The sequence below is a fragment of the Riemerella anatipestifer genome (genome assembly GCF_009663465.1).
In the GTDB taxonomy this organism is placed as follows: Bacteria; Bacteroidota; Bacteroidia; order Flavobacteriales; family Weeksellaceae; genus Riemerella; species Riemerella anatipestifer_C.
In genome coordinates this window covers 190570-210619 of record NZ_QXHU01000004.1, presented here as the reverse complement: position 1 = coordinate 210619, position 20050 = coordinate 190570, and the positions used below count along the sequence as shown (strand labels likewise).

Genomic DNA, 20050 nt, shown 5'->3' with positions numbered 1-20050 from the left:
ATTTAATTACTGAATCTCTCCTTTTATAATGTTTTTAGAAATCCTTATATTTGTTGAATGGAAATAGTAATTATAGGTTCTGGCAATGTGGCGTTTCACCTCAACAATGCTTTTTATGAAGCTAACATAAAGGTTTCTCAACTATTTGGGCGGAACGAGGACGCTTTAAAACTTATGTCTGAAACCACAAAAATTCCCTATTCTACCAATACTCTACAAAACGCCGACTTATACATCATATGTGTAAAAGATGATGTTATAGCAGAAGTTTCACAAATCATTAAAAACGAAAATGCATTGGTAGTACATACTTCTGGCTCTATGCCTAAAGATGCATTAGAAGGAAATTACAAAAAAGGGTGCTTTTATCCATTGCAGACTTTTTCTAAAAGTAAAGTTCTTGATTACACAGAAATTCCATTTTTTATAGAAGCTGAAAACACACAAGACTTAAATATTCTGAAAAATTTAGCCCTCAGAATTTCTCCTAGAGTTCAAGAGGCAGATTATGAGAAAAGAAAATACATACACCTCACCGCCGTATTTGCATGCAACTTTGTAAACCACCTCTATGCTAGAGCAAAAGAGATAGCCGACAACCAAAACATTCCGTTCAATTACTTCATACCTCTTATAGAGGAGACTATGGACAAAATCTATTACCTAGACCCGAAGAAAGCCCAAACAGGTCCTGCGGTAAGAAATGATACTAGAGTTTTAGAACTTCACAGGCAATTGATAACAGATGAAACTCAATTAGGGATATACAATTTAATGAATCAATCTATAAAAAAAATGTATGAGTTATAAACAAAATTTAAGTAAAATAAAAGCCTTCGTATTTGATGTAGATGGCGTTTTTACAGATGGTAGTATCTATCTAATGCCCGACGGTAGTATGTGCCGTACAATGAATGTTCTTGATGGCTATGCGGTAGTAAAGGCTGTAAAAAAAGGATACAAAATAGGCATCATTACAGGCGGAGACGACCCTATGGTAAAACATCGCTTGCATTATCTAGGCATCGTAGATTATTACCCTAAATCCTCAAAAAAAATCATAGATTATGAAGATTTCAAAATCAAACACAATCTAAAAGATGAGGAAATTTTAACTATGGGAGACGATTTACCCGATATAGAAATGATGAAGGCTTCCGCTCTAAGTACTTGCCCACCGAATGCAGTACCAGAAGTGAAAGCTATTGCAAATTATATTTCGCCTATTTATGGAGGTAAAGGTGCCGTGAGAGATGTTATAGAACAAGTATTGAAAGTCCAAGGAAATTGGCAAGAAGACGATACTCGCTCAATATAAAAATTCCACACAGCCCTGCTTATGATGTATATTTCTAAGTAGGGTTGTGTGTTTAGAATATTTAATTAGTGTTCTGTTTAGCACTTTTCTTCTTATTCCTCCCCCACCAAACCAAAAACCCCGTAATTGGCAAAGAAGCACAAATAAGACTGGCAACAAAAGCTAAGATTTTAGTCCAAATACCAAATATAGCTCCTGTGTGGATATCATAATTGGCAGCAATGGCTTTTTCTCCCAAGTTTTTATCACTATGGCGATGCACTTTCAATAGCTCGCCAGAATTTTCATCAAAAATCACCGAATGATTTTTATGGTAGGAATATGAAAGTTCTTTTACAAAAACCGAAAAGTTAGGATGCTCGTGGTCGTCCATATGTTCGTGTCCGAAATCTAAACTATAAGCATACGCATTAGGAAATAACGCCTCCACTTGCTGTGCCATTTTGTCCAAAGTATGTTCGTTTCTCATTTCCTTAGGTGCTACGGTTTTATATTCTGCAAAATAAGGATACTCCGTTTCGCCTCCCGAAAATACAACATAAATTAACGCTTGTACAAAAAAGAAAGAATAAAACACACCCGTAACTGCAATAATGAAAGCCACCAAAGAGGAATAAAATCCTAAAATAGAGTGTAAATCATAGTTTTTTCTTCGCCACGATTTTATGTTTTTCCACTGGAACCAAATGCGTTGCTTTCTTGCTTTTTTGTTTTTGGGCCACCAGAGTATAATCCCCGATATCAGCATAAAAATAAATATCAAGACCGGAATCCCTACTACATAAGTTCCCCAATCTGATTTTAAAAGAAAACTCCAATGGATAAATTTAACGATATTAAAGAGACTGTATTTCTCATCGTAAACCTTTAAAACCTCTCTCGTAAACGGATTAACATAAGCCGTTTTATAGACTACCAACTCATCAAAATAATGCCAAGCCTTCGGATTTTTTTCATAATAGTTGAACTTATACGACTTGGTCTTGTCTAATGGTATTTCTGCCCAATGGATAGGGTAAGGTTCTTTGGTTTGCTCATTCACTCTCTGCTCCAATACAGACAAAGAAAGCGTGGTTTTGTGTTCAATATCTTTCTCGTTATGATGGATAACTTCTTTTCTTAACAAGTTCTCTATTTCATCTTTAAATACATAAACAGCCCCAGTGATGGATACGATAAATACAACTATCCCAACCGATAATCCTAACCACAAATGCAGTTTTCCTATAATTTTTTTGAAGGTGTTTTTAGATGCTTTTTTCATACTTAAAGTTTAAAAAGGAAAAGCTAACAAGACTAACCTCGCTAACTTTTCCAAAAAAGGATACTGATATGATGATATGAAAAACTATTTCTTAGTTTATTATACATTATGATTATTGGCTAAGAGTAAGGATTATTTATTCCTAAACCGTTATCATCTATTTTTCAGTGGTGATGATTGATTTTTAAGTGATAAAATACCATTTCTAAATGCTCATCATTCATTTTTCAGTGGTGATGATTGATTTTTAAGTGGTAAAATATCATTTCTAAATGCTCATCATTCATTTTTCAGTGGTGATGATTGATTTTTCAGTGGTAAAATTTGGAGATTGATATTCAAATAGTGTTCATCTATTCTTGTAGGGTCAATCCCTAGGGCTGTTAATGTTTTCTCTCTAGAGAACTGCCCCTTAGGATTATCCGAGAATATAGGTTTTTGGGTTACTATATTATAAATCCCGCAGGACCTTTCATAAATTCTATTCTATCTACATAGCTCATATCCTCTGCTAAAGGTCCCCAATTAGAAGTTACATTAACCCCATCGATAAACGCTGCTGCTCTAGAACCTCGCATATTGATATGGGCATACATATCTCCCAATGTTCTAGCCTCTATGATTTTTATCACCTAAAATTTTCTTTTATAGAAATTTACCTATTATTGCGTGTTGTATCTTAAATTGTATCTATGAAATTATATTTAGCCTCACAATCTCCAAGAAGGAAGGAGCTTTTAAATCAACTAGGTTTTGATTTTGAAATTGTTTCTATAAATTGTGATGAAATCTATCCAAAAGATTTAGAAATAAACAAAATAGCAGGTTATCTTTCGGAACTAAAAGCCAATGCATTTCGTCCTCTTTCCGAAGGGGAAGTTTTATTAACTGCAGACACCATCGTTACTTTTGATAATAAAGTTTTAGGCAAACCAAAAAATGAAGCAGAAGCACAAGAAATGCTCAAAAGCCTTTCGGGTAACAGTCATGATGTTTACACTTCAGTTTGTATTAAAACTACTGCGGAGACTTTAACACTAACCGATAAAGCTACAGTGTACTTTTCTCACCTGACCGATGAGGAAATTTCCTACTATATAGAAAACTATAAACCCTACGACAAAGCCGGAGCCTACGGCATACAAGAGTGGCTAGGTATGGCTAAAATAGAAAAAGTAAAAGGTAGTTTTTATACTATTATGGGATTGCCTACTCACTTGGTTTATCAACAATTAAGTGTTTTAAATACTATTCTTTCTGTTAAAAAATAGTATTTTTACACAAATTTTCTCGAAGCCTAACAATAAAAGAGGCTTTGTGTAGTTAAAACATCAAATGAAAAAGTACAGCTATTTTTTAATTATATTGGCATTCGCCGCTGCTTGTTCTCCTAGGAAGAATACTTTTGTTAATAGAAATTATCAAAACTTCTATGCCTATTACAACACCTTATTTAATAGTAAAGAGGCTTTAGAAAGCGAACTTAACACACGTAAAAATAGTCATCAAGATAATTTCTACCAACCTTATATTAAACTGCTCACTTTTGATAACGACCACGAAGTAAAAAGTGAAAAAAGCATATCAGACACACAAAATGCTCCATTTGCAGCGGGAGCTTCCTCTATATCTTACGATTCTCCCGAAAGTAAAAAAGGAATGTCTATTCTTGAAATATCAGAAGTAAAAGCTCTCAAAACCATAGAACAACACGCTATGCTTTTTGATGGGAAGGAAAAAAACAAAAGAATGTTTGAGGCACATCTTATGCTAGCAAAAGCAAGAATGTATCAAGAAAAATATCTAGAAGCCTTAGATGCTCTTAACTATATTTTTTCTCATATGAAGGAGGACAAAAGATTGCCTCTCGCTAAAATATACGAAGCTAAAATTTTCTCTTTAATGAAAGACTACTACAAAGCCAACGAGATTTTTATGGCTCTAAAAGAAGAGAAACTAAGCAAAAGCGATAAGAAATTATTAAGTCTTTTCTATGCAGAAAGTTTGCTTCAATCAGGGCAAAAAGAAGCTGCTGCAGAAGAATTGGCCCAAGCCTATACTCTAAATAAAAACAGAAACCTAAGAAGTCGCATTGCATTTCTAAGAGGACAAATTTTATCTAAATTAGGACGCTACGAAGAAGCCAGAGAAAGTTTCGTAACCGCTTATCAAAAAGCGAATAATTTTGAATTTGAAGTAAAATCTCAAATAGAAATAGCCAAGACTTTCGACAATTCTAAAAAGGAAGACTACGAAAGTCTGAAAACTTATCTAGAAAAAATATCCAAAAAAGGAACTTACGCTTCTAGAAAAAATGAGTTCTATTATGCCTTAGGACTTATGGCAATGAAAGCGGGAAAAGAGGAAGATGCCAATGCATTCTTCCAAAAATCGTTGAAAGAAAAAGCCTCCGATGGACAAATCCGAGGACTTACCTACTACGAGATTGGAAAAAAATATCTAGAAAAAGAGGATTATCTAAGTGCTGGAGTTTATTACGACAGTGCCGTTACCCAAATGACCTATGCTCCTCAAAGAGAAGAATTGAAGACACTCTCTACAGATATTAAAAAAATCTCTAAAAACTATTACCTCATCAAAAAGAATGATAGCATCTTAGCTCTTACCAAAATGAACGAGCAGCAAAGGCTGGCTTACTTTAACCAACAAATAGAAAAACTAAAAGCTAAGGAAGCTAAAGAGGAAGCAGAAAAATTAAAAACCTCTAAAGAAAAAGAGTTTAGAACAACTGATTTTGCTTTGGATAATACCTTTGGTAATAACACGAGAGGATTTGCTGATTTTGGTACTTCTACTAAAGGTTTTTACTTTGATAATCTTACAACCGTATCTAAAGGGCAAGCCAACTTTAAACAAATCTGGGGAGAAAGAACTCTTGCTGATAACTGGCGTTATTCATCAAAAAACACTTCCATAGAAGACCTCAAAAACGAAGCTCTCGGTAAAACCGAAGTTAAAAACCCTAGAAGGTTTGAACCAGAGTTTTATATAGAGAAAATCCCTACCAACGCTCAAGACATCGCTCAACTTAAGCAAGATAGAGATACCGCATCACTAGGGTTAGGTATGATGTACGAAAATATTTTTTCTAATACCAAACTTGCCACTAAAACGCTATTTGACTTAGTAAACGCCCAACCCAAAGAAGATGTGAAACTTCAGGCGTTGTACCAAATATTTTCTATTAACTACGAGAAAAACCCACAAGAGGCAGAGAAAGCCAAAAACATAATCATTAGCGAGTTTCCTTACACTCATTATGCGGAATTTGTAAAAAATCCTAAGCGTGGAGGTTTGGGTTCTGCTTCGTCGGAGGTCAAAAACATATACGAACAAGCCTACCAACTCTATACAGAAGAAAAATATGAGGACAGTAAAGCCCTTATAGAAAAAACAATAGAAGCCTACCCCAAAGATGCTCTAGTACCTAAGTTATCGTTGCTCAACGCATTTAATACGGGGAAAACAGTGGGCAAAGAAATAATGATTTTACAACTGCAACAGATTGCTCTAAACTACGAAAAGCTACCCGAAGGCGAAAAAGCAAAACAAATGCTGGCTTATCTTAGTAGTGATTTAAAAACACCAACCGACGAACAAAGCAAGACAGCGCAGCCTAGTGTGAGTGTAGTGGTAACCGACGAAACAGCGGAAGACCAAGGAGAGGAAGCCCCTAACCTCAACCTAGCCCCATCTACCACACCACCCAAAATTAATCTTAACGAACTTAGAAAACAAAGATTACAAAAAGAAAATATTAAAGTTAGTCCAAAATAGGGAGTTTACTTTGCTTTCCGTTTTACACCCTGAAAATCTTTTAAATAAAAAGGTTCAAAGTAGGCTACATCTTCCCATTCTTTGTTCATAGCCTTTTCTAAGGCTTTCTTGATAAGGTATTCTGCCGAAGGATAAACCTCTGACTTATAGAAGGCACTAGGTAGGTTTAATACCGTCTGTGCCTTGGTCGCCCCATCTCCCACGAAGAGAACTTTGTAGTCTTTATAATCTTCAAACGAAAACTCATCTAGGATTTTGGCTTCCGTTTCCGAAACTACCACTCCTGTTTTGCCATCAAATACCGAAGTATAAACTTCCATTCTTCTAGCGTCTACCATAGGGATTATAAAATCAAACCCTTGATCTATAAAAGGTTCTACCATAGTTTCTAAAGAGTTTACAGCAATCAAAGGAATTTTAAGCCCATAGCAAAAACCCTTAGCCGAAGCCGCCCCTATCCTTAGCCCCGTATAAGACCCCGGTCCCATACCTAACGACACAGCTTGTATGTCTTTTAACGTAAGCTCTGCTCCCTCCAAAGCCCACTCTACAAAAGTGTGCAGACTCTCGCTCTGCTTATAGTTTTCGGATACTTCTTCGCATAGGCAAAGTAGCTCTGCTCCTTTAGAGATAGCCACAGAACAATTTTTAGAAGAGGTCTCAAGGTGTAAAATAACCATCTGTAATTTTTTCTACAAAGATAAAGAAATACACAACAAACCAATGTCCTGCTATAAAAAATCCGATGCTTGTAACACTTATACAAACACCGGATAAATTCTAATAACTATAATACTATTTTGCTAATAGCTCTTTTACTAGGGGCTTTAAGCTCCGCTACCTCCGTTTTCAGCTCTTTAATTTCGGCATCTTTTGTCTTTAAAGCCTTGTCTTGCTCTATACTGTGTAAGTAGAGCTCCTCTATCTTCTCCACATTGGTAAGTTGGGTTAACATAGTTCTTTAACTTTAGAAGCTAATAAATATCCTAATTGATCTTTACTTTATATTTCTATTGAAGTCAAGTCTAATTAATACATTACCCGTTATTTTAAACAGAGACTATATTTTCTGCTATTTATTAACCTAAGTTCGATTAACAAAACAATGCCAATTGGTTGTTTTTTACAGGTTCATATTTTAAGGAAGTTTTTTTGGAGAAGAAATGATATGTCACAATTCCTGCAATATAAGTTTGTCACAAAACGACGTCTTGAATGCTCAATTTGATAGATGTTTCTCAGTTCGTCGTTCACTGGTTCTATTACAGACCTTTGCACAAAAGAATTTTGTCGGACATACTCATCAAAGAATTCTTCATGTTGTTTCTTATGCTTGTAATGAGCTGAATTCTGTCTACAAAAAGTAATTGTTGCAATTTCTGGGAGATAGTTTGCCAAATATTTGCTTGAGGAAGTTCTCATTTTTAAGAGGCTCTCTGCCATCTATATTGGCTCGGGTAACGCAGAAGCTTAGACTCTCGCCTATAGCAAAGGTTTTGTCAAACATCGTAAGAGCCATCAGGTTAGACTGCATAAGTTCCGTAAATCGGTTGTAGGAAATTCCTCCTGTATATGCCTCTGCATGTAATGAATACAAAAATGCTTAAATGTTCTAAAATCGCTGAGATGAAAAAGAATCATAATGGTGATAACTTCCAAATTACTCATTTTTAGGGCTTCTTTGAAGAGTTTCCAATTAAAAAAGGTTGTGTGAATTTTTCAAATTCAGTACAAAAAACATCCGTAACTTTATCAAAGTCAATTATGAGAAAAAGTTATTAAATATATGAATAGCTCAGACGTACAACTATTTCTCTTTTTATGCAATATTCTTACTCAAAATTATTAATCGAACTCAGGCTTTTAGCTCTATCTTTTTTAGACTTGCTTTATCATATTTTGGGGCATTACTCTTAAAAGACGAAGGATAATTGAGATATTCCAACAATATATCCGATTTCAACTGAGATGAATTAGGCTTTACTCTTTGTTGCCAATGGCGTTCAGGTTCCTCCATAAACCTCACAATATCAGAAAGAGCTTTAAAACTTTCTAGAGTCATATTTTTACTTTTAGGATTAATCCTAGATTTTTTAAATATTTTAAATAGATTCTTCAAACTTTTTAAAATCATATTTTACTTTTAGGTCAATCGCAAAAGTATAAAATGTCTATCTTTGGATAAAAATAAATCATGTTGAATACAGAAGAATATCAAAGCGCTTTGGAATGGCTGTTTACACAAATGCCCAACTACCAAACAGATGGACAAAAAGCCTACAAACCAGGACTAGACAATATAAAAAAACTTTGCAATTTTTTTGTAAACCCTCAAAACAAACTAAAAACAATACACATAGGTGGAACTAACGGAAAAGGCTCTACGAGCAATATGTTAGCTTCCATACTTCAAGAACAGGGTTATAAAGTGGGGCTTTACAACTCTCCGCACCTTATAGAGTTTACAGAAAGAATAAAAGTAAACGGTATCAATGCAGACAAAAGCTTTGTTTTTGACTTCATCAATAAACTAAAAAATCTCCCTAAGGATATTAAACCCTCTTTCTTTGAATTTACCACCATAATGGCATTTCAATATTTTTATGAACAAAAGGTAGATTTTGCCATTATAGAAGTCGGTCTCGGAGGACGATTAGACGCTACGAATATTATCTCTCCTTTAGTGTCCGCCATCACCAACATTGCCCTAGACCATCAAAATCTCCTAGGAGAAACATTGGAAGAAATCGCCATAGAAAAAGCAGGGATCATTAAACCAAAAACTACCATCATTTGTGGCGAAGAACAGCCTGAAATAAAAAAAACAATCCAAGAAAATGCACAATCCAAAGAAGCTAATTTCATAGACACCACTTCCATAGCAACACCATACGAAACCGATTTAAAAGGAGAATACCAAAAGAAAAACATTCGTGTTGTGGTAGGAATTATACAAGAATTAAAAAAATTAGGCTTCAAAATTTCCGATCAATCTATTGAAAACGGGCTACTTAACGTTTACAATAACACCAAATTTATGGGACGCTGGTTTGAAGTTTCTAAAAACCCTCTCATCATCTGCGATACAGGACACAACCACGCTGGTTTAACCGAAGTTTTTAAACAACTGAATGCCATACCAAAGAAAAAACATATTGTGATAGGCTTCGTAAATGATAAAAAAATAGAGCCTATATTCGATTTGACTTCATCAAAAGACTATTATTACTTCGTAAAACCCCAAATAAACAGAGGGCTTCACCCCAAAAACTACGAGAATTTAATCCAAGACAAAGGTTTAAACCATCAAATTTTTGATAATGTAACCGAAGGCTACAATGCAGCAAAACGCTTATGTAAAGCCGATGAGATGATTTTTGTTGGTGGAAGTAATTTTGTTGTAGGAGATTTTTTAGAAAAAAATTTGCCAGTTAATAAATAATTCGTATATTTGCACCACTCAAATGGAAAATTTGGGGCGGTTAGCTCAGTTGGTTCAGAGCATCTGGTTTACACCCAGAGGGTCGGGGGTTCGAATCCCTCACCGCCCACCAAAAGGGTTCTTAGCTCAGTTGGTTCAGAGCATCTGGTTTACACCCAGAGGGTCGGGGGTTCGAATCCCTCAGAACCCACTTTAAAATAAAAATCTCACAACAATGTGAGATTTTTTTTTGTTTATTATTCTCTCTATCAATAATACTTTATAAATATTCTCTGAATTTATTCTATATTCTGCATATTCTAAAATTTAACCTCAACTTGGAAAAGGATATAAAAACATTAGGAAAAAAGCAATAATTCGTAGTCTTATCAAAGTTAACCATGAGAAATAGTTGTTGAATATATCTAAATAACTTAAATACACAACTGTTTCTCTTTTATACAATACTTTTATTCAAAATTATTAATCGAATTCAGTTTACTGGCAAGAACTCCTCTTTACAAGATAGAGCAAAGGTGTTAAAATATATTAACAAATTAAGACCACAAAAAAACCTAAAACAAGGAATTTCTGTGGTTTTTTATTTTAACAAATCTTACAATAATGTTAAAAACTGTTAAAACACTGAGTTCTCTGTAACACATTAAAAAGAGGTTCCTCTAGATTATTTACCTTTGTGGGGTTCTTTTCAAAAAGAAATTGTTCTCTATTGGAAGAAACTAACTAAATCATCGAAAATGAAAAACAAAAATTTAGTATACATTTTATTAGCTTTAGCCACTTTTTCCTTACAGTCGTGTGTGAGTAACTATGTAGTTACAGCTACTCCTTCTAACGCTAATGCATCTGAATACAAATCTAATACCAAAGTACCTAGAATAAGTAAAGCAAGTTTAACTTCGGCAAAACAATCTCTTTATCAAGATGAAACCGAAGCCAACTATGTTGCAGCAAAAACAACTTTAGCCAAAGTAAATAATTTAGAAACTAAAGCCGAAATAGAGAAGGCTATTAGACATTCACAAACAATAGACGAAATTCTTAACCAAGCGAGCACCTATTTAGGAACTCCCTACCGTTATGGAGGAACAAGTAGAAGCGGGATAGACTGCTCTGCTTTTGTACTATCTGTATTTAATGAGGTTACTGGCATAAGCCTTCCTAGAGTAGCTGCGGCACAGGCACAAGAAGGTGAGATAGTATCAAAAGAAGAATTACAGAAAGGAGATTTACTATTTTTCTCACAAGGAAGAGGTAGGATTTCTCATGTTGCTATTGTTCATGAAATAACCGAGGAAGGCGACGTGAAATTTATACACGCTTCCAGTTCTCAAGGAGTGAGTTTTTCTTCGTTAAACAGCAATTACTGGAGAGCTAGATTTAGATTCGCTAAAAGAATATTAACACCTGAAATGGTAATAGCACAACAGAAAAAACAAGACATACAAGCAGCTTCTTTATAAGAATTAAATACTTTTTGAAATAATATAATCCGGTACAAAATATGTATCGGATTTTTTTATGCTAATAAAATAGCATCTATCTTTTAAAAAGATATTATATTTATCCCATGAACATTATTGAATATAAATCTATGAAAATTTGGAAACAAAGCCTATGGGGTACAATAGGATTATTACTATTAGGTTTTTCTATATATTACATTTTAGCGAGTTCAAAGCATAATAAAGTAGAGCTTTCAACTAAAACAAATACTACACAAGTAAATAACACAGAGCCAAATATATCGCCCCCTGCAACCGTTCAAAATCAAGATAGTTTGAGTATTATTGCGGTGGGAGATGTCATGTTTGGTTCTAATTTCCCTGACCCTTCTTTTCTTCCTCCTGATGGAGGCGAAGAACTAATGGCTGAATTTAAACCTTTCACAAAGGATACAGATGTTGTATTTGCCAATGTAGAAGGTGTATTTTTAGATTCAGGAGGTACACCTAAAGGAAAAGGAAATAATATTTTCTGCTTTCGCCAACCCACTGAAATGGCTAAAATTTACAAGGACTACGGATTTAACCTTTTGAGTCTAGCTAACAATCACATGGCAGATTTTGGACAAGTAGGGATAGAGTCGTCTCAAAACACATTACGTCGGTTAGAAATAGCTTTTGCAGGGTCTAAGGCTCAACCCTACACTCAACTAATAGTCAATAATAAAAAGGTTGGATTTGCTGCATTTGCTCCTCATACTGGCTCGCAAGATATGAATGACCTAGAAACCGCTATATCTATAGTTAAGGAACTTAGAAAAAATAATGACTTTGTTATTGTAAGTTTTCATGGTGGAGCAGAAGGTGCTAAACACCAAAGAGTCACTAGAAAAAGAGAGTTTTTTTATAAGCAAAATAGAGGGAATGTCTACGAATTTGCTCACCAAATGATAGACGCAGGAGCAGATGTGGTATTAGGACACGGTCCTCATGTGATAAGAGCTGTAGAGATGTATAAAAATAAATTTATAGCTTATAGTTTAGGAAATTTTTGCACTTACGGACAATTTAACCTCAAAGGAGATAATGCTCTAGCACCTATGCTCAGAATTCAGCTTGCACCCAATGGAGATATGGCAAAAGTGAAAGTAATAAGTGGAATTCAGACAGGGAAAGGTGGTCCTATATTAGATAGCGAACAGAGAGCATTTCATAAAATAAAAGAACTCACAGAGCTAGACTTTCCAGAAACAAACTTAGAATTCAGCAACGGATTTATCCTCCCAAAATACAATTAACAGCTTCTTGCATCATTTTCAGCTATTCAATAGTTTTTATAAGACTATTCAATATCAAATAAATTAGTTATTTTCGTAAAAAACTTTATAAAAATGGAAAACCTTAATTTTTCTCAAATGAAAGAAGACAAAGATATGTTGTTCCTACTACATCTATCTCAATTATTTAATCTTATTACAGGATTCGGTGGGCTTATAGTTCCTATCTTAATTTGGGTATTCAAAAAAGATGAAATACAAGGAATAAATGAACAAGGCAAAGAGGTTATTAACTTTCAAATCACTATGTTTCTAGCCATTTTGGTATCTATACCTTTATGCTTTATTCTGATAGGTTTTTTATTCATATCTATTATAGCACTTCTTATGATTATAGTACCTATTATACAAGCTATTAAATCTAAAGATAATCAATCTGTAAGATATCCTTTAACTATTAGATTTATTTAAAAATCTCCCTCAAGCCAAGATTTAAAGTGTTTTACTCGCTCTCTACTTATTGTAATTTCTTGCTCTATTGAATGATTAAGTTCCACTTTATAATATGGGGAAGTATGGATATTTTTAATATGCTCTAAATTGATGATGAATTGTCTACTAACTCTGAAAAATTTCTTTAAATCTAACAGTTTTTCTAACTCATCTAAAGTAAATTCCGTAGGATAAGCTCTGTTCTCGGTTTGAGCATAAACGATTTTGTTTTCGCTGTAAAAACAACTAATATTTTCTATACTCAATACCTTTAAATTATATCCTACTTTAGCTACAACTCTTGTGAGTTTAGGTGTTTCCTTTTGGATAAGTTCTTTAAAATTTAGTTGTTCGTAGCCTTGTTCTTTTGGAAGAAAAGAATGAAACTTCTCTATCGCTTGCTCTAAATCCTCTTGTGAAAAAGGCTTTAGTAAATAATCAATAGAGTTAAGTTTAAATGCCTTTAAAGTATATTGGTCAAACGCCGTAGTATAAATAATGAAACTTTTGGTTGGCACTTGTTCAAAAATATCAAAAGACAGCCCATCACCTAACATAATATCCGAAAAAATAAGGTCGGGGTGTGGTTGTGTTTTAAAATAATCAACGCCTTCCTCTACCGAAGATAAAGTTGCTACCACTTCTATCTCTGGAAACTTTTCTAACATTCGTTTTAGCTTTCTTGCAGCAAGTTGTTCGTCTTCTATAATAATTGCTTTCATTTTTTTAATATTATATCAAAGGGATTTCTACACGAAAAATAGTTTCATTTTTAATAATATTCACTTCCTTATGCGTGAGTAAGGCGTAGCGTTGCTGAATATTTTTTAATCCAACTCCTGTACCACCTGCAGGTATCTCTCTTGCTTGTAAATTATTTTCTACCATCAAATAAGACGAGGTGGTATAAACCTTAATATTCAACGGTTTTTGAATGGTTGCAAAGTTGTGTTTAATCACATTCTCCAACAATAATTGTAAGGACAATGGCACTACTAAATGATTTTCAAAGCTGGGATTTATATCAAAACTAAAATTAACACTGTCTTCAAAACGGGTTTTAAGAAGTTCGGCATAGGTTTTTGCAAAGCTGATTTCTTCGGCAACACTTACCGTTTTTTTGTCCCTTTGTTCCAAAACATAGCGGTATATTTTAGACATATCCTCCGTAAACTTTTGAGCTTTCGGTGGGTTTTCCTCAATCAACGCTGTTAAGACATTTAAAGAATTAAAAAGAAAATGCGGGTCTAACTGAGTTTTTAAACTTTGAAACTGTGCCTCCGAGGCTTTGGCTAATTGCTCCTGCACTTCTATTTTCTCTTGAGTGCTTTGCTGCAAGGCTTTCATAAAACCATAGGCGTGAAGAATAGAAGATATCAACAAAACAAAAATAATCATAAATAAGTTTACCGAATGTGATTTGGCACTAAAGTAATCCTCAGTTGGTATTCCACGAATAATTACAAAATGGAAATAATTAAACCCATAAACAAGAATAATATTAATAATAACCCCGATTATTCCCCCAAAAAGCCTAAGTTTAAGTTGGGTCGTCCAATTGTATTTTTTATCTAAAAACTCATTTAGCAAGCCATTCGTAATACCAAACCCAAATGTATATAGAAGCGATATTGCCCAACTAATAAAAAAGTTATGAATTGTTTTTTCAGGTGTAGCAAATAAAAAGAAGAAAAGGGCAGAAAGTACACTTACAATAAATAAAGTGCGTATATTTTTAAAGGAAAATGTTTTCATAAGTTAAATTTTGAAAAAGATGGTGAGGAAGAACTTTCCTCACCAAAATATTTATATTTACTTCAAAGATAAGAAATACTGAGCCTCTTTCTTACCCCAATGAGGTAATAGTTTTTGCTCGGCTTCTTGGGTTTCAAACTGTTTTAAAGCTTTTTCAAATAGTTTTAAACCAAGTTCCTTACTTCCACCGTGTTCTTTTGGTATATGATACACCGTTTCAGCTTCTAGTAAAGTAATTCTCGGATTATTAGGACTAAGTTTTTTAGCCTTCGCTAAATTTTCACCATAAGATTTGCCATCAGTCGCATAATATTTCTGTGGATTTATCATCATTCTCAATCTATTGATGCGAGCTTTAAGAATATAAATCTCTGCATTTTCAGGCGAAAGAGCCTCTGCCTTTTTCATCCATTCTTCAGCTTGGTTAGCTAAGGTTTCTAACTTGGTTTTATCGGCATAATTACCTCTGAAGCCTTCCATTACACTATTGTAACTCGCATAATAGTAAGGCAACCACTGGTTAGGATTTTCTTCGGCTATTTTCGCAAATGCTTTAGTTACAGGAGCTAATTCTTGGGCGTTTTTGGATTGTTCCATCTGAACAATGCTCTTTTGTAGTTGGGATTGGTAATCGGTTTGTGCGTGTGCAAAACCTGTACTAACGACTACGGCTAAAACAGCGACCCATTTCTTTGTGTTTAGAACTTTGTCTTTCATAATAAGATATTTTTTTGTTAAACTTTCTGATGCAAATGTAAAACGAACATTTGCCCTAAAGAAAAATATCTTACTGAACGGTAGTTTTAAATGAGTGAACGGTTATTTCTCATTAAAAACAGTTAAAAAAATCCTCCACAAATGCCAATACCTATTATGATATATACTCCTGCTAGAATAAAAAATATATTAGCCACTTTAGGACTTTTTTTTCTCAAAAGAAACTCTATAATACTAAATAATAACGGAGGTCCAAACATTATTGTCATAATAAGGGCAACTAATCCATTTAAATTACCTTCTAATATTGTCATATTTATTTTTTTAACTTATCTAACTAATTCCTATAAAATTATTTCATCATCAAAGATATGTTACGAACCTCATCTTCCAAATCTACTCTTATAAATTAAGATATTTTGTTAAACTTTCTGGCACAAATTATTTACCTTAGAAAAAATGGTGTTTTAAGCAGTTATTATCCCATTAAAAACAGGTTATTTAAATCCTCCACAGATACCAATACCTATTATAAGTAATATGAAAAATAATATGAAATACACCCATATTAAATTAAAAAAGACTTTAGCTGCTTTAGGGTTCTGTTTTTTTACCAAGATGCCTATAATACCAAAAAGTATAGCTGGGCTTGATATTGCCAAGAGGGCTGCTATAATATAGGGCAATCCTTCTAATGTCATATTTCTTTTTTTAATTGGTTCAAATAGTCTACCTTTTCATCTCTGTAAAACAAATTCATAGTTTCAAAAGGTATAATGGTATTATCTTTATTTACAATGTGTACGCAAGATTTTTTTATGGCACGAACATCAAAATTATAAGCATCAATAAATTGCATAATAATAATTCTGAATAAGTTATCGTATCCTAAATTAGGAGCTTCTACAAAAGGAAGACAGCACAAAAGACTATGCAATTTAGATGAAGCCTTATCGGTAGATGTCCCTGTGCTAAATATCTCAAACATTTTTTGATGCAATGCTTCATCTTGCTCATATACAATGGTATTTTTGCTATTATCCAGCAAGTCTGTAGGGTTAATATATCTTGTAAGTGGAATATTATTTCCATTTAGTTTTAATATATAGCCCATCGCCAATGCATCTGGGTTGCACGGAACAGGAATTAAATCATCTGGGGTAAATATATCCGTCTGTTCCAATATCTTTCTACGAACTTCTGTGAGCGTAATTCGGTCGGTTTCATGATTAAAGTGTTCCAATCTTCCTGCTATCTGTGTAGGCTGAAACGTTACTCCTCTTACACATTTTTGTTTAAGCCCATACTCTATTATCTCACCCATTTCATCATCATTAAGCCCTTTTTGTAGGGTAACTACTAAAGTAGTTGAGAGGTTTAATTCGTTTAAATGTTCTATTGCTTTTTCTCTAATTTTCTTTAGAGTAGCCCCTCGTAATGATAATAAAGCCTCTTCTTTAAAAGAATCAAACTGTAAATAAATTTCAAAGTCAGGAGCATAGCTTTTTAAACGTTTTGCAAATTCGAAATCTTTAGCTATACTAATCCCGTTGGTATTTACCATAAGATGTTTTATCGGCAGCGTTTTGGCGTAATCCAATATCTCAAAAAATTGAGGGTGTATTGTAGGCTCTCCACCACTTATTTGCACCACATCAGGCTCCTTCTCATTTCTAACAATGGTATCTAACATCGCTTTTACCTCTTCTAAAGTTCTATGTCTGCCATAAGTAGGAGATGAACCAGCGTAACAAGTAGGACAGGTTAAATTACAACGGTCTGTTATTTCCACAACTGTAAGACACGAATGTTGTTCATGGTCGGGGCATAATCCACAGTCGTAGGGACAGCCATAATGGGTTTTAGTATTAAACTTATATGGCATTTCCGAAGGTTTGTTGTAGTTCCTGATGTTCTTATAATACGCTATATCATCAGCAATCAACACTTTGGAATTGCCGTGTTCGGGACATCTTTTAAGCATATAAACCTTGTGGTCTTCAAACACAATTTTAGCATCAATACGCTTTAAACATTCAGGACACAAACTAAGGGTATAGTCGTAATAAGTGTATTTTCTAGTAGGCATTTTTTATTATTTTTTTAATGGTAGGGAAGTAATAAATCCAACAAACTATGCAAAGCCATTGGATACTGCTTAAACCTAAAGTATAGAAAATATTAGGCTTAATAAATTCAATTATAAATCGAAAACCAAAATAAGACAACATAAATATTTTGAATAACAATCCGTTCTCCTTTTGTAAAGTTACTTTATTTTTTCTCAAAAATAGAAAAAGAAACACCAAAAATATTATTTCATATAAAGAGACAGGGTGTCTATAGAGCCCGTCTCCCAAATCCATTCCTGTAAAAAATTTGGTTTCTGTCCCATAAGTAAATTCATTAACTCCAGTAAGAAAACAACCAACTCGCCCAATAATAATTCCAACTATAATAGGAAAGGTAAATAGGTCTCCCGAAGATTGTTTTTCCTTGATTATCTTTTTCATTACTTCAACCCCAATAAGTCCGCCAAATAATCCGCCCATAATAGTCTTGGTGTTGAATAACTGGATTAGTTGATTAGGACTGAAATCAATCAAAACTGGGTTCTCTAAAAAGCCAATTAGCCGAGAGCCTAAGAAAGCTCCAATAGTAGCTCCCAAAATGATAGAAATTCTATTTTGGCTGGGTATAGTGTCCTGCACCGACTTTCTCAACCATACATAATATCTAAAGCCAACAAAAAACGCTAAATACTCCAAAATCAAATGGATATTTATTTTTACTCCAAATAGTACAGGTTCAAAAGGTATGGTCAATTTTTATTATTTTTAGAAAAGTTACTTCCCAAAGGTACATATTTTAGACAAAAGTCAAGCCTAAAATAAACTGCCCAGCTGTATTTCAAAACCATTTTAAGGAATTTTAATGATATGCGTTCAGTTTTTTTGGATTATATTCAATTTTATGGATAAAAACCATTCATTCTTCTATCGCCCTAAGTTGTTTTCCTGTTTTTTATCAACAATTTTTGTTGCCCATTGTCATTATTCTTTCGCCCTACCTCATTTTTGTATCGCCCCTCGTCATTATTAAGTCGCCCCACCTTGTTGGTCTATCGCCCCAGATATTTTTTTGTTTCCCCCAGTTGATTTTTGTTTTGCCCCAATGTTTTTGGGGGTGGATTGAAGATGTAATTATTTTTTTTGGGGATAAAAATAGCCTTCGTAACCTAACCATCTATACTCTCAAAGGCATTTTCTATATGAGTAATTTCAAATGCGTCTTGAGTTGTCTTTATAATAGAAATAATATCAAATCTTACTTCCACATTCTTGGGATAGCTTTGTAGAAATTCGTTGGTGGCAGAGATAATGAGTTTTATTTTTCGCCTGTTCACCGCTTCGTGAGGCTCTACCAAAGTACTGTGTTGCCTTGCTTTAACTTCTGCTACCACCAAAGTATTATCTTTTTCGGCAACAATGTCTAGTTCTGCTTTAAGGTATCTGTAGTTTCTTGCTATGATATTATAGCCCTTTTGTTCCAAGAAAAATACGGCTTGATTTTCGGCTTCTTTTCCAAAATCATTATGCTCCGCCATTATTTATAGATAAAAAAGTTCTGCTTTTTCAGAGGTAATTTCAAGACGAACCGAAGCTCCCAAAATAAGCGGTAAATTATGATAGATATGCCCATTAGGAAACTGATACATCATAGGGATTTTATATTTCTCTAATCTTTGTTTTACAATTTCATAAGCAAAGCTATCAAAGCTGTCTTCATAGTTTGGATTATCGGTTTCGGAGCCCATATTCGTCATACCACCTATAATAAGCCCTTTTATTTTTCTAAATGCTCCAGCAAGTTCTAGCCCCATCAACATTCTATCAAGAGCGTAAAAGTTTTCGCCTATATCTTCTATAAAAAGGATTTTATCTTTAAAATTAAAGGAATACGGACTTCCCAACAAGGCATAGACCAAGGCTAAATTTCCACCTATTAAAATGCCTTCTGCAACACCTTCTTTATTAAATGAGTGTGGTGTGATTTTATATTTAGGAAGTGTCCCCTCAAGAACATCAAAAATAAGCTGATAACTTTCTTCCGATACCCCAAACGAAGCAGTTTTAAGTGTTTGCCCGTGTATGCTAGCAAATCCGTTTTTTAGAAGATAGCTTTGGATTACAGTATTGTCCGAATAACCTATATACCATTTAGGATTCTCTCTGAAAGCAGATAACTTAATCTTTTTAATGAGATGCTGACAGCCATAACCTCCTCTAGTTGCCCATACGGCTGAAAGCTCCGTGTTAGAAAACGCCCAATTGATGTCTGATAAACGTTCCTTTTCTGTTCCAGAATAATTGTATCCATTCTTAAAAATCCCCAAGCAATATGGACTTAAAATAGGCTCATATCCTTTGGACTGTATTCGTTCTATACCCGCTTCTATCTGTGAGGCTTCTACGGCTCCAGCAGGAGAAACAATGCCTATTTTAGCTCCTTTTTTTAGTTTTTTGGGAAACGTTATCATAT

At 34.0% G+C, this 20050-nt stretch carries 24 protein-coding genes and 2 tRNA genes; 10 read left to right on the top strand and 16 right to left on the bottom strand.

The features are described 5' to 3' along the window. Positions 1-57: 57 nt before the first annotated feature. Together D1003_RS07180 and D1003_RS07175 are read left to right on the top strand one after the other, a co-directional pair. A complete protein-coding gene (locus tag D1003_RS07180; RefSeq protein WP_153936289.1) occupies positions 58-810 on the top strand; it encodes a Rossmann-like and DUF2520 domain-containing protein in 753 nt (250 codons plus the stop codon). Then, complete coding sequence (locus D1003_RS07175) at positions 800-1318, top strand: HAD family hydrolase (RefSeq protein ID WP_079207021.1); 519 nt, start codon at positions 800-802, stop codon at positions 1316-1318. The genes D1003_RS07180 and D1003_RS07175 overlap by 11 nt, the downstream gene beginning before the upstream one ends. 61 nt (positions 1319-1379) lie before the next feature. Here the strand turns inward: D1003_RS07175 and D1003_RS07170 are convergent, their stop codons facing one another. Next, positions 1380-2582, bottom strand: a complete 1203-nt coding sequence (locus D1003_RS07170) for a PepSY domain-containing protein (RefSeq protein WP_153936288.1) — start codon at positions 2580-2582, stop codon at positions 1380-1382. Between the two features lie 446 nt (positions 2583-3028). Next, complete coding sequence (locus tag D1003_RS07165; protein WP_185148337.1) at positions 3029-3214, bottom strand: hypothetical protein; 186 nt, start codon at positions 3212-3214, stop codon at positions 3029-3031. A gap of 60 nt (positions 3215-3274) precedes the next feature. Here D1003_RS07165 and D1003_RS07160 point away from each other — a divergent pair, with 60 nt between their 5' ends. Together D1003_RS07160 and D1003_RS07155 are read left to right on the top strand one after the other, a co-directional pair. Then, positions 3275-3853 (top strand): nucleoside triphosphate pyrophosphatase, encoded by a 579-nt coding sequence (locus D1003_RS07160; RefSeq protein ID WP_153936286.1) that lies wholly within the window; start codon positions 3275-3277, stop codon positions 3851-3853. 64 nt (positions 3854-3917) lie between these two features. Next, positions 3918-6380: a lipopolysaccharide assembly protein LapB gene (locus D1003_RS07155; protein ID WP_153936285.1), complete on the top strand. Its 2463-nt coding sequence runs from the start codon at positions 3918-3920 to the stop codon at positions 6378-6380. 5 nt (positions 6381-6385) lie between these two features. Here D1003_RS07155 and tsaB read toward each other — a convergent pair whose 3' ends face one another. The 5 genes from tsaB to D1003_RS07135 all read right to left on the bottom strand — a co-directional run bounded on the left by tsaB (position 6386) and on the right by D1003_RS07135 (position 8442). Further along, positions 6386-7060, bottom strand: a complete 675-nt coding sequence (tsaB, locus tag D1003_RS07150; protein ID WP_153936284.1) for a tRNA (adenosine(37)-N6)-threonylcarbamoyltransferase complex dimerization subunit type 1 TsaB — start codon at positions 7058-7060, stop codon at positions 6386-6388. A gap of 107 nt (positions 7061-7167) precedes the next feature. After that, positions 7168-7335 carry a hypothetical protein gene (locus tag D1003_RS07145; RefSeq protein ID WP_153936283.1) on the bottom strand — a complete coding sequence of 56 codons (168 nt, stop codon included), beginning with the start codon at positions 7333-7335 and terminating at the stop codon, positions 7168-7170. 307 nt (positions 7336-7642) lie between these two features. Next, on the bottom strand, positions 7643-7756 hold the full coding sequence (locus tag D1003_RS11440) for a transposase (protein ID WP_409347765.1): 114 nt from the start codon (positions 7754-7756) through the stop codon (positions 7643-7645). Beyond that, positions 7735-7977 (bottom strand): transposase, encoded by a 243-nt coding sequence (locus tag D1003_RS11275; RefSeq protein ID WP_260393358.1) that lies wholly within the window; start codon positions 7975-7977, stop codon positions 7735-7737. Before D1003_RS11275 ends, D1003_RS11440 begins: the two co-directional genes overlap by 22 nt. 258 nt (positions 7978-8235) lie before the next feature. After that, entirely contained in the window at positions 8236-8442 is a 207-nt protein-coding gene (locus D1003_RS07135) for a hypothetical protein (RefSeq protein ID WP_260393357.1), read from the bottom strand. A 132-nt stretch (positions 8443-8574) separates the two neighbouring features. Here D1003_RS07135 and D1003_RS07130 point away from each other — a divergent pair, with 132 nt between their 5' ends. From D1003_RS07130 to D1003_RS07105, 6 genes are all read left to right on the top strand, one after another. Beyond that, positions 8575-9822, top strand: a complete 1248-nt coding sequence (locus tag D1003_RS07130; protein ID WP_153936282.1) for a folylpolyglutamate synthase/dihydrofolate synthase family protein — start codon at positions 8575-8577, stop codon at positions 9820-9822. Positions 9823-9856: 34 nt separating this feature from the next. After that, positions 9857-9934, top strand: a tRNA-Val gene (locus D1003_RS07125). Positions 9935-9937: 3 nt separating this feature from the next. After that, positions 9938-10012 (top strand) — tRNA-Val (locus D1003_RS07120). 547 nt (positions 10013-10559) lie between these two features. After that, positions 10560-11285 (top strand): C40 family peptidase, encoded by a 726-nt coding sequence (locus D1003_RS07115; RefSeq protein WP_153936281.1) that lies wholly within the window; start codon positions 10560-10562, stop codon positions 11283-11285. Between the two features lie 131 nt (positions 11286-11416). Further along, positions 11417-12565, top strand: coding sequence for a CapA family protein (locus D1003_RS07110; RefSeq protein ID WP_185148336.1), 1149 nt, complete (start codon positions 11417-11419; stop codon positions 12563-12565). Between the two features lie 93 nt (positions 12566-12658). Then, entirely contained in the window at positions 12659-13015 is a 357-nt protein-coding gene (locus D1003_RS07105; RefSeq protein WP_153936279.1) for a DUF4870 domain-containing protein, read from the top strand. Here D1003_RS07105 and D1003_RS07100 read toward each other — a convergent pair. From D1003_RS07100 to D1003_RS07060, 9 genes are all read right to left on the bottom strand, one after another. After that, positions 13012-13758, bottom strand: a complete 747-nt coding sequence (locus D1003_RS07100; protein WP_153936278.1) for a LytTR family DNA-binding domain-containing protein — start codon at positions 13756-13758, stop codon at positions 13012-13014. The two genes, D1003_RS07105 and D1003_RS07100, sit on opposite strands and share 4 nt — an antisense overlap. A 10-nt stretch (positions 13759-13768) precedes the next feature. Continuing rightward, positions 13769-14791 carry a sensor histidine kinase gene (locus D1003_RS07095; protein ID WP_153936277.1) on the bottom strand — a complete coding sequence of 341 codons (1023 nt, stop codon included), beginning with the start codon at positions 14789-14791 and terminating at the stop codon, positions 13769-13771. Positions 14792-14848: 57 nt separating this feature from the next. After that, positions 14849-15508, bottom strand: coding sequence for a hypothetical protein (locus D1003_RS07090; RefSeq protein ID WP_153936276.1), 660 nt, complete (start codon positions 15506-15508; stop codon positions 14849-14851). Positions 15509-15630: 122 nt separating this feature from the next. Continuing rightward, entirely contained in the window at positions 15631-15822 is a 192-nt protein-coding gene (locus D1003_RS07085) for a hypothetical protein (RefSeq protein WP_153936275.1), read from the bottom strand. Between the two features lie 183 nt (positions 15823-16005). Continuing rightward, entirely contained in the window at positions 16006-16209 is a 204-nt protein-coding gene (locus tag D1003_RS07080; protein ID WP_153936274.1) for a hypothetical protein, read from the bottom strand. Continuing rightward, positions 16206-17597, bottom strand: coding sequence for a radical SAM protein (locus D1003_RS07075; RefSeq protein ID WP_153936273.1), 1392 nt, complete (start codon positions 17595-17597; stop codon positions 16206-16208). The genes D1003_RS07080 and D1003_RS07075 overlap by 4 nt, the downstream gene beginning before the upstream one ends. Beyond that, positions 17587-18333 carry a prolipoprotein diacylglyceryl transferase family protein gene (locus D1003_RS07070; protein ID WP_153936272.1) on the bottom strand — a complete coding sequence of 249 codons (747 nt, stop codon included), beginning with the start codon at positions 18331-18333 and terminating at the stop codon, positions 17587-17589. Before D1003_RS07070 ends, D1003_RS07075 begins: the two co-directional genes overlap by 11 nt. Before the next feature lie 413 nt (positions 18334-18746). Then, positions 18747-19115: a YraN family protein gene (locus D1003_RS07065; RefSeq protein WP_014937641.1), complete on the bottom strand. Its 369-nt coding sequence runs from the start codon at positions 19113-19115 to the stop codon at positions 18747-18749. Positions 19116-19118: 3 nt separating this feature from the next. Further along, complete coding sequence (locus D1003_RS07060) at positions 19119-20048, bottom strand: LD-carboxypeptidase (RefSeq protein WP_153936271.1); 930 nt, start codon at positions 20046-20048, stop codon at positions 19119-19121. Positions 20049-20050 lie beyond the last annotated feature (2 nt).

Bases quoted from the DNA above. Each gene is read 5' to 3' on its own strand.
- D1003_RS07100 (WP_153936278.1), bottom strand. From the start codon at position 13,758: ATGAAAGCAATTATTATAGAAGACGAACAACTTGCTGCAAGAAAGCTA.
- tsaB (WP_153936284.1), bottom strand. From the start codon at position 7,060: ATGGTTATTTTACACCTTGAGACCTCTTCTAAAAATTGTTCTGTGGCT.
- D1003_RS07160 (WP_153936286.1), top strand. From the start codon at position 3,275: ATGAAATTATATTTAGCCTCACAATCTCCAAGAAGGAAGGAGCTTTTA.
- D1003_RS07175 (WP_079207021.1), top strand. From the start codon at position 800: ATGAGTTATAAACAAAATTTAAGTAAAATAAAAGCCTTCGTATTTGAT.
- D1003_RS07110 (WP_185148336.1), top strand. From the start codon at position 11,417: ATGAAAATTTGGAAACAAAGCCTATGGGGTACAATAGGATTATTACTA.
- D1003_RS07170 (WP_153936288.1), bottom strand. From the start codon at position 2,582: ATGAAAAAAGCATCTAAAAACACCTTCAAAAAAATTATAGGAAAACTG.
- D1003_RS07080 (WP_153936274.1), bottom strand. From the start codon at position 16,209: ATGACATTAGAAGGATTGCCCTATATTATAGCAGCCCTCTTGGCAATA.
- D1003_RS07135 (WP_260393357.1), bottom strand. From the start codon at position 8,442: ATGACTCTAGAAAGTTTTAAAGCTCTTTCTGATATTGTGAGGTTTATG.
- D1003_RS07115 (WP_153936281.1), top strand. From the start codon at position 10,560: ATGAAAAACAAAAATTTAGTATACATTTTATTAGCTTTAGCCACTTTT.
- D1003_RS07090 (WP_153936276.1), bottom strand. From the start codon at position 15,508: ATGAAAGACAAAGTTCTAAACACAAAGAAATGGGTCGCTGTTTTAGCC.
- D1003_RS07095 (WP_153936277.1), bottom strand. From the start codon at position 14,791: ATGAAAACATTTTCCTTTAAAAATATACGCACTTTATTTATTGTAAGT.
- D1003_RS07075 (WP_153936273.1), bottom strand. From the start codon at position 17,597: ATGCCTACTAGAAAATACACTTATTACGACTATACCCTTAGTTTGTGT.
- D1003_RS07065 (WP_014937641.1), bottom strand. From the start codon at position 19,115: ATGGCGGAGCATAATGATTTTGGAAAAGAAGCCGAAAATCAAGCCGTA.
- D1003_RS07145 (WP_153936283.1), bottom strand. From the start codon at position 7,335: ATGTTAACCCAACTTACCAATGTGGAGAAGATAGAGGAGCTCTACTTA.
- D1003_RS07085 (WP_153936275.1), bottom strand. From the start codon at position 15,822: ATGACAATATTAGAAGGTAATTTAAATGGATTAGTTGCCCTTATTATG.
- D1003_RS07130 (WP_153936282.1), top strand. From the start codon at position 8,575: ATGTTGAATACAGAAGAATATCAAAGCGCTTTGGAATGGCTGTTTACA.
- D1003_RS07105 (WP_153936279.1), top strand. From the start codon at position 12,659: ATGGAAAACCTTAATTTTTCTCAAATGAAAGAAGACAAAGATATGTTG.
- D1003_RS07155 (WP_153936285.1), top strand. From the start codon at position 3,918: ATGAAAAAGTACAGCTATTTTTTAATTATATTGGCATTCGCCGCTGCT.
- D1003_RS07060 (WP_153936271.1), bottom strand. From the start codon at position 20,048: ATGATAACGTTTCCCAAAAAACTAAAAAAAGGAGCTAAAATAGGCATT.
- D1003_RS07180 (WP_153936289.1), top strand. From the start codon at position 58: ATGGAAATAGTAATTATAGGTTCTGGCAATGTGGCGTTTCACCTCAAC.